The organism is Streptomyces albidochromogenes (genome assembly GCF_005981925.1).
Taxonomy (GTDB): Bacteria; Actinomycetota; Actinomycetes; order Streptomycetales; family Streptomycetaceae; genus Streptomyces; species Streptomyces albidochromogenes.
In genome coordinates, this window is the sequence record NZ_VBVX01000319.1 from 1 (window position 1) to 7,193 (window position 7,193).

Below are 7,193 nucleotides of genomic sequence, written 5' to 3' on the forward strand. Positions count from 1 at the left end.
CTCCCGTCGCGCCCGCGCCGGGGCCGCCGGACGAGCCACGGGCGCTGTGGGCGGCCACGCCGCCGGTGACGGGGTTGGCCTGGCGGGGCGGCGAACCGCTGCCGCCGCGGTCGCCCCCGCCTCCGCCGCGGCTGCTGTGGGCCTTGATGCCCTGCGAGACGAGGGCGGCGGGGGAACTGATGACGGCGGCCGCCTGGGCGCCGTCGGTGGCCTTGTTGCGGTTGCGGCGGGCGGAGGCGATCTCGTCGCCGAAGCCGGGGACGAAGCGGTAGATCATGCCGGAGGCGAAGATCGCCAGCAGGATGATGGCGAGCCCGGAGACGACGGCGGAGAAGGCGTTCGGGCCGTCGTCGGCGGACAGGGCCCCGGCGAGACCGAGGACGATCACGATGACGGGCTTGACCATGATGATCGCGATCATGATGCCGACCCAGCGGCGGACGTGCCCCCACATGTTCTTGTCGACGAGCCCCGCGTAGACGACGACGCCGAGGAGCGCGCCGACGTAGAGCAGCAGGGCGCGGATGAACAGCTCCAGGAAGAGGATCCCGGCGGCGAGGATCGTCACGAGGGACACGACGATCAGCATGATCGGACCGCCGCCGATGTCGTCGCCCTTCTTGAGCGCCTCGGCGAACGACCCGAAGAACACGTCGGTCTGCCCGCCGGTCCCGGCGGCGATGACCTCGGTGATGCCGTCGGTGGCGGAGACGATCGTGTAGAGGATCAGGGGTGTGAAGGCGGACGCGAGGACGGTGAGCCAGAGGAACCCGATGGCCTCGGACAGCGCGGTCGCGAGCGGCACGCCGCGGATGGCGCGCTTGGCGACGGCGAGCAGCCACAGGACGAGGGTGAGGACGGCCGAGGCGGCGAAGACGATGGCGTACTGCTGGAGGAACTTGGGGTTGGTGAAGTCGACGGTGGCGGTCGACTGCACGGCGTCGCTCAGCTTCCCCACGATCCAGGCGGCGGCGTCGGCGCAGCCCTTGGCGAGGGAGGAGAGGGGGTCGAGGGTCTCGGCGGGGTCGGTGGGAGCGCGGAGACGGGAGCCGCCGCCTTCGCCGTCGTCGCAGTACTCCCGGGCAGGCCCGGCGATCAGTGAACACGGGTTGTCGCTCTTGCCCGGAGACGGCGGCGGAGTAGGTGCCGCAGTCGCGCGGGCCGCGAACAGGAACATCGCTGCCTGAATCGCCGCGAAAGCTGCCGCGGCTGAGCGAAGCCGAGGGTTACCGGGCATAAGTGAACCCTCCGAATTCGTTGACCGCGTCGGCGATCTCGTCCGACCCGGACACCGGGTTGTCGCCGGTAACAGGCGTCGGGCCCTCCTTCTGGCTGGTCTCCAAGACCTTCCAGTCGGACCCGTTCCACTTCAGCTTGACCGCTACTGTGAACCAGCCGTTCGTGACAGGCTTGGTCGACTTCTCACCCGTCAGGCCGAAGAGGCCAGAGCACCAGACGTCCACGTCGGCATTGGTATCGCTGTACTTTGCGATCTTCGTCCCCGCAGGCACGGTTCGATTGACGAACGTCGCCCCTGCCGGCGCGTTGCCGTCTGCGGTAAGACCGATCTGCGCCAGAAAGTCGCGAGAGTAGTCGGCGTCAAACCCTGCCTGGAGCTCACTCAGCGCGCTGGGGTCGGCAATCGACTCCACGATGTCGTGACGCCGGTCCTCATTGAACATGCCGTCAGAGCCGAGCGCGGCAGCGAAGTTCGCCGCGGCGGACTGCGCGCCCTGCTCGTCGTGGGCGAAACCGGAGGGGATCATCCCGTTCTTGCCGTCCACCGGCTTCACGCCGGTCGCGGCCGTCGCCTCCGCCGCGCCGCCCCGCTTCGGTTCGTCGTCCGAGAGGCTTTCGCCGCCGCCACGGTTCGCGAAGGCGATGGCGGCGATCAGCAGGACCACCACGCCCACCACGGTGATGAGGGAGCGCGAGGTGCGTACGGGGCGGCGCGCGCCGCCGTAGACCTCGCTACCGCCGCCTTCGGGCAGCCGGGTACGGGTCTGACCGGAGCCGCCGACACGGTCCGAACGACCGCTGTCGCCGCCGTAGCCGTGCTCGTCACCGAGACTCATGCCCGTGCGCCCCCTCAACCGTTTGCAGTGCCGCGTAGTACGACGGTAGCCGTGCTGGTTCCCGCGCGGGCGCGGTGTGGTGACTCGACATCAGGGAGACGCAACCTCAGCCAATGGGCACGACGGACGGGTGGGGTGGGAGTGAGGGCCGGGAGCACCCGGTGCTGGCTGGAGGTGGGTTAGACAGCCATCCCGTACACGATGGTGAAGAGCGTGCCGAGCGAGCCGATGATGAAGACGCCCGTGAGGCCGGCGACGATCAGCCCCTTGCCCTGCTCCGCGCTGAACGTGTCCCTGAGGGCCGTCGCGCCGATCCGCTGCTTCGCTGCTCCCCAGATGGCGATTCCGAGGCAGAGGAGGATGGCGATTGCCATCACGACCTCGATCATGACGCGGGCTTCGTTCCCCAGGGTCCCGAACGGACCCCAGTTCGGGGCGATTCCACCGATGATGGTGGTGATGTCGCCCTTTTCGGCTGCCAGGTTCATGTAAGTCACCGCCCCTGTCGGGTAGTTCGTCGCCCCCGCCGCACGGCAGGGGTCACGCTCTATCTTCGCTGATGAACCGCACTGGTACGTCGACTTGGTGGCTGTCTTTTCCCGACCTCCGCAGGTATGACCGGTCGGACCGCGCTGACCTGCGGTACCGACCGGTTGTATGCGAAAACGCGTATGGTCACTCTGTGTATCACGAGGGGTGACTGCGGGCAATGACTGGCGTTATGCACCTTTGGTCGGACCTGGCGGGGTGGAGGCCGCGGCTGCTTCCGGGCGGTGCGGTCCCGGTCCCGGCGGGGGTCACCCACATGGGTTGTCCTCCTGGCATATGCGCATAGTCGGACTTTCGACGGACACGAACATCTCCGGAACTCAGCCGCGTTCCTCAGCCCGAGAAGGGGAGTTCCTCATGCTCGTACGCCACCGGGTGGCCCTCGCGTCGGCCGCCGTGCTCGGCGCGGTCGTCCTGTCCGTCCCGCCCGTCGCCGCGCACTCCGCCGGGCCGGCCCTCTCGCCCGTCGCCGCTTCGGCCGTCGCGCCCGTGCCGCTCGTGGAGCCCGGCGCGCCCGCGTTCTGCGGGTACTACGACGGCGGCACCACCACCCGGCGCGGGCAGTCCGGCGCGCCCGTGCGGGAGGTGCAGTGCCTCATCAACCACTGGTCCGGCGGGCAGCCGCTCGCCGTCGACGGCATCTTCGGGGCGCGTACGGAGAGCTGGGTCGTCCACTTCCAGGACGTGAAGGGCCTTCGTGTGGACGGCATCGTCGGGCCGCAGACCTGGGCCGCTCTGCGCGCGCTCTGACCGGGGCGGGCGTTCGGGCGCCGTGGCCGCCGGTTCCCGGCGGCGCGGCGTTTCGGACGTGTTCGACGCCGCACCGGACGCGCGAGCGAAAACCGCTGTGAACCCGTCTCCGATGGGGGAGGGTTGAGGGGTGCGCAAAGTCTGGGTGGCCACCGGTGTCGGGATCGGGCTGTGCCTGAGCTTCGTCGCGCTGCTCGTCGTCGGTACCTTCTCCGCAGCCGCGGGGCTGGCCGGCGGCGCGGGCGGCGGGCGGGCCGTCGGGCTGGCCAAGGGCGCCGTGCCCGCGCTCTACCAGCCGCTCGTACAGAAGTGGGGCAATCTCTGCCCGGCCATCAACCCGGCCCTGCTCGCGGCGCAGTTGTACCAGGAGAGCGGCTGGAACCCGAGGGCGCAGAGCCCGGCCAACGCGCGGGGCATCGCCCAGTTCATCCCGGGGACGTGGGCGTCCCACGGGCTCGACGGGGACAAGGACGGCGACCGGGACATCTGGGATCCGGCCGACGCGATTCCGTCGGCGGCGGCGTACGACTGTGAATTGGCCGGATACGTCAAGAAGGTGCCGGGGAATCAGACCGAGAACATGCTCGCCGCGTACAACGCGGGGGCGTACGCCGTCATCAAGTACGGGGGCGTCCCGCCGTACCGCGAGACGCAGAACTACGTGAAGATCATCACCAGTCTGGAGCAGAGTTTCGCGCGTCCCGTCGGGCGGGTCGAGCCGTCGCGGCAGGCTGCCGGCGCCATCTACTTCGCGCAGAAGAAGCTCGGGACGAAGTACCTGTGGGGCGGCAACGGCACACCGGAGCAGGGCGGGCGTTTCGACTGCTCGGGGCTGACGCAGGCGGCGTACCGGACCGTCGGCATCGAGCTGCCGCGGGTGGCCAACGACCAGTACAACGCCGGGCCGCACCCCTCGCGGGACGAGCTGCTGCCCGGGGACCTGGTGTTCTTCTCGGACGACCTCACCAACTCGCGCGCCATCCGGCACGTCGGGCTGTACGTCGGCGGTGGCTACATGATCAACGCGCCGTACACCGGAGCCGTCATCCGCTTCGACAAGATCGATACGCCGGACTACTTTGGTGCGACCCGGGTGACCGAGGACGGCGCGAAAGCGCTTCCGACGGACCTGCCCAAGGAGCGCGGCGACGCGTGACATGGCTTGAACTCTCCGTTATCGCCACCCTCTGAGCTGCGACGACGTGTCTCTCTTCGATAACGTGATCGTGATCATTCGGTGGAGAGTGGAACGGTGGGGGCCGACCGGGCGTTCTCTGGTCCGGGGAAGTGGAAGAGTCGCGCCGACCACGCGGCCTCGCGTCGCATGAACCACGGGGGTTCGCAGGAGCGGCACGCAGACACGCGTGCCGCGCAGCAGGCAACAAGGCAAGGGGCCGCGGCAGATGGCTGGACTCGCACTGGATGGGGCGAACCCCGACGTCAGTCTGCTCTACGACATCAACGGGCTGGCGGCGGACGCGCCGCGCTGGTTCGACCGGGTCATGGAGCTGGTCGGCGAGTACGGGACCATGTTCGGCATGGTCCTGGTGGCGCTCTGGTGCTGGTGGAGCGTGCGTCGGCGCGAGGACGCGGTCACCTCGGTGGCCGGGCTCGTCTGGGCGCCGCTGGCGGCCGGGATCGCCCTGCTGATCAACATCCCCATCCGCGGGTTCGTTGAGCGGCCGAGACCCTTCAACGACCACAAGGGGCTCGAAGTCCTCATCGCGGGCAAGACGGACTACTCGTTCGTCAGCGACCACGCGACGCTGGCGATGGCCATCGCCGTCGGGGTCTTCGTGGCCAACCGGAGGTTCGGTCTCGCGGCGATCGGTCTCGCGGTCGTGGCCGGCTTCTGCCGCGTCTACATGGGCGTGCACTACCCGACCGACGTCATCGGCGGATTCGCCCTCGGCACCGCCGTGGCACTGCTGCTCGCGCCGGTGGCGATGGCGCTCCTGACGCCGCTCATGGCGGCGATCGCGCGGTCGGAGAAGGTCGGTTGGCTGGTACGGGCGAAGGGGTCGGCGGCGCGTGACGCGGTCGCCGGGCCGGGTCTCGGTGGGCCGGCCGTGGTCCCCGCCCAGCGCGCCGGGGACAGCGAGCGCAACGACCTGGCCGCCTGACTCACAGCGCCTGCGGGAAGTCGAAGAGCCTGCCCGGGTCGTAACGCTTCTTCAGGGCCGTCAGGCGGCCCGCCGCGGCCCCGTAGTACGCCTTCCGCCAGTCGGTCAGGCTCGCGTCCGTGTAGTTCTGGTACGCCGCCCCCGACGCGTGCCGGCGCATGGCGCCGTGAGCGGTTTTCAGCCAGGTCTGCTGCGCGGCGCCGCTCGTGCCCGCGCGCCAGGCGCCGATGTACTGGGCGAGCATCCGTGACCGGCGGTGGACGAACGCCGTCGCGAGCGGGTCCACGCGGTTGACCGCGCCGCCCAGCGCGGTCAGCGCGATGCTGCCGCCGCCGCCCCGGGAGACCGGGATGCGGGTGAACGCCTCGGTCTGGGCGAGCAGCTCGCGTATGCCCGAGGGCGAGAGGGAGCGGTCGAAGAAGTCACTGCGGGCCGCGTACGTCTCCCGGCCGAGGGCGCCCCGGGGCGTGCGGCCCGGGGTGGTGCCGGGCAGGTGGCACTGGGCGTCGTCGAAACCGGCGCAGCCGGCGTACACGAGCATCGACTCCTGGTAGGTGCGGCGGCGCAGCGAGACGGAGCGGGCGGGGGCGCCGATCCTGTCGGCGAGCCGGTCGACGGCGTTCTGCAGGTCGCCGTACGTGCCGAGCGAGAAGGCGGAGACGGTCACGTTGGGCGTGGTGCCGCCGGGGCCGGCGGCGAGGTGCGCGGACGACCAGGTCTCGTCGGGCTGGGACGGGCCCCACTCCTGCCAGGCGGCGATCACGGCCCGGGCCTTCGACCAGGGCCACGACATGTACGCGGTGACGGCGGCGGGGGCCGGGCGGGTACGGAAGGTCATCTCGGTCACCACGCCGAAGTTGCCGTTCCCGGCGCCGCGCAGGGCCCAGAAGAGGTCCGGGTTCTCGGTGGGCGTGCAGTGGAGGCGTTTGCCGGCGGCGGTGACCAGGGTGGCGGAGGTCAGGCTGTCGCAGGTCAGGCCGTAGGCGCGGGAGGCGACTCCGTGGCCGCCGCCGAGGGTCAGGCCGGAGATGCCGACGGTGGGGCAGGAGCCGGCGGGAATGGTGCGGCGGGCCTGGCGGGCGAGGCCCTGGTACACGTCGATGAGCTTGGCGCCGGCGCCTATGGTCGCCGTCGTCCCGCTCGCCCTGACCTTGGCCAGTTTCGACACGTCGACGACGAGGCGGCCGTTGCCGGAGGACCACCCGGCGTAGGAGTGGCCGCCGTTGCGGATGGACACCGGGACGCGGTGCGCCGTGGCGAAGGCCAGGCACTCCCTGACGTCCGCCTCGTTCGCCACGTAGGCGACGGCGGCCGGCTTCAGGTGGTCGAAGCGGGTGTTGTAGAGCTGGCGGGCCGTCTTGTAGGCGGTGTCCTCGGGGCGTACGAGCGGTCCGTCGAGGCCGCGTTCGAGAGCGGCCCAGGTCGGGGTGGCCCCGGCCGGTGGGGTCCGGCGGATGGGGTCCGAGGCCCCCGGGCCGCGCCCCTGGGCGGACCGGGTGCCGTTCGCCGCGCCGGAGCTGGTGCCGGTGCAGGCGGCCGCCGCGACGGTGGCCGCGAGGGCCGTGGCCGAAGTCAGAAGTGAGCGCCGTTCCATGGTGTTGCCTCCCGGTGTTGCCTCCGGAAGGCGAGACGGCTCCACGGCGGGCCGGGTTCCTGCGGGGGCGGAGGTTTCTGCCCGGAGGGGGCGGGTCTTACG

Annotated in this window: 7 protein-coding genes; 3 read left to right on the plus strand and 4 right to left on the minus strand. The window is 70.8% G+C overall.

Annotation, left to right across the window (positions count from 1 at the left end):
• The 3 genes from E2E34_RS28640 to E2E34_RS28650 form a co-directional block, all read right to left on the minus strand.
• Positions 1–1,237 (minus strand): hypothetical protein (locus E2E34_RS28640; protein WP_208765361.1); only part of this gene is annotated, 1,237 nt, incomplete at its 3' end.
• A complete protein-coding gene (locus E2E34_RS28645; RefSeq protein WP_138904790.1) occupies positions 1,227–2,075 on the minus strand; it encodes a DUF8175 domain-containg protein in 849 nt (282 codons plus the stop codon). The genes E2E34_RS28645 and E2E34_RS28640, both read right to left, overlap by 11 nt.
• Positions 2,076–2,254: 179 nt before the next feature.
• Entirely contained in the window at positions 2,255–2,563 is a 309-nt protein-coding gene (locus E2E34_RS28650; RefSeq protein ID WP_138904791.1) for a DUF8827 family protein, read from the minus strand.
• 418 nt (positions 2,564–2,981) lie between these two features.
• Between E2E34_RS28650 and E2E34_RS28655 the strand changes: the two genes are divergently transcribed.
• The 3 genes from E2E34_RS28655 (at position 2,982) to E2E34_RS28665 (ending at position 5,497) form a co-directional block, all read left to right on the plus strand.
• Positions 2,982–3,374, plus strand: a complete 393-nt coding sequence (locus E2E34_RS28655) for a peptidoglycan-binding domain-containing protein (protein WP_138904792.1) — start codon at positions 2,982–2,984, stop codon at positions 3,372–3,374.
• Positions 3,375–3,504: 130 nt separating this feature from the next.
• Entirely contained in the window at positions 3,505–4,530 is a 1,026-nt protein-coding gene (locus tag E2E34_RS28660) for a C40 family peptidase (protein WP_244316204.1), read from the plus strand.
• 247 nt (positions 4,531–4,777) lie between these two features.
• Positions 4,778–5,497 carry a phosphatase PAP2 family protein gene (locus E2E34_RS28665; protein ID WP_138904793.1) on the plus strand — a complete coding sequence of 240 codons (720 nt, stop codon included), beginning with the start codon at positions 4,778–4,780 and terminating at the stop codon, positions 5,495–5,497.
• A gap of 1 nt (position 5,498) precedes the next feature.
• Here the strand turns inward: E2E34_RS28665 and E2E34_RS28670 are convergent, their stop codons facing one another.
• On the minus strand, positions 5,499–7,091 hold the full coding sequence (locus E2E34_RS28670; RefSeq protein ID WP_138904794.1) for an FAD-binding oxidoreductase: 1,593 nt from the start codon (positions 7,089–7,091) through the stop codon (positions 5,499–5,501).
• Between the last annotated feature and the right edge of the window lie 102 nt (positions 7,092–7,193).

Coding starts and splice junctions, on each gene's coding strand:
- E2E34_RS28650 (WP_138904791.1), bottom strand. CDS start 2,563: ATGAACCTGGCAGCCGAAAAGGGCGACATCACCACCATCATCGGTGGA.
- E2E34_RS28665 (WP_138904793.1), top strand. CDS start 4,778: ATGGCTGGACTCGCACTGGATGGGGCGAACCCCGACGTCAGTCTGCTC.
- E2E34_RS28670 (WP_138904794.1), bottom strand. CDS start 7,091: ATGGAACGGCGCTCACTTCTGACTTCGGCCACGGCCCTCGCGGCCACC.
- E2E34_RS28655 (WP_138904792.1), top strand. CDS start 2,982: ATGCTCGTACGCCACCGGGTGGCCCTCGCGTCGGCCGCCGTGCTCGGC.
- E2E34_RS28645 (WP_138904790.1), bottom strand. CDS start 2,075: ATGAGTCTCGGTGACGAGCACGGCTACGGCGGCGACAGCGGTCGTTCG.